A 636-nucleotide genomic window follows, 5' to 3' on the forward strand; every position below is an offset into this window, starting at 1 on the left:
AACATAGATGATCAGTACCCTAACGACACCGACAACGACGGCTACGACAATGACGTCGACATGTATCCAAATGACAACACCCGCGCTGGTGATGACGACGACGATGGTTACGACAACTTAGATGATGACTATCCGAACGATGATACACGCTCAGGTGACTTAGATAACGATGGCATCGATAACCTTAATGATAACTGCATAAACACTGCGAATGCTGACCAAGCCGACTCGGACAACGATGGTGTTGGCGACGCTTGTGCAACCAGCACAGCGTTAACGTGGGATAGCACCAATTGGGATGATAGTAACTGGCAGTAAACGCCCGTTCACAGAATACGGATATATAAGGAATTTAACATGAACACCACCATGAAACTTGTGTTGGCAACAGCAGTTACCAGTGCGTTTACGTCGAGTGCATTTGCTGAGGTGCCAAATACTTTTACCGCCAATACTGAATGCCAACTTCACAGCGCTTGACCAAGACATCTCATCCTTAGGCACTGAGGTTGATGATTTGACGGGTGAGGTAGACTCTATCGAGGCGAGAGTCACCAGTTTGGAAGACTCTGGCGTTTCGTCAGATGCCTATTCTACCGTCGATATTAACTGCAGTGACGATGCTGATTCTCTGAA

The 636-nt window shown here is 47.2% G+C and carries 1 protein-coding gene and 1 pseudogene; both read left to right on the plus strand.

All coding sequences use genetic code 11. The annotated features are described in order from the left end of the window. The coding region (locus tag KIV40_RS30785; protein WP_285353090.1) for a thrombospondin type 3 repeat-containing protein at positions 1-318 on the plus strand (318 nt) is incomplete at its 5' end. Positions 319-400: 82 nt separating this feature from the next. Next, positions 401-636, plus strand: a pseudogene (locus KIV40_RS30790) (hypothetical protein); the annotation flags it as partial.

Source organism: Vibrio sp. D173a, assembly GCF_030248475.1.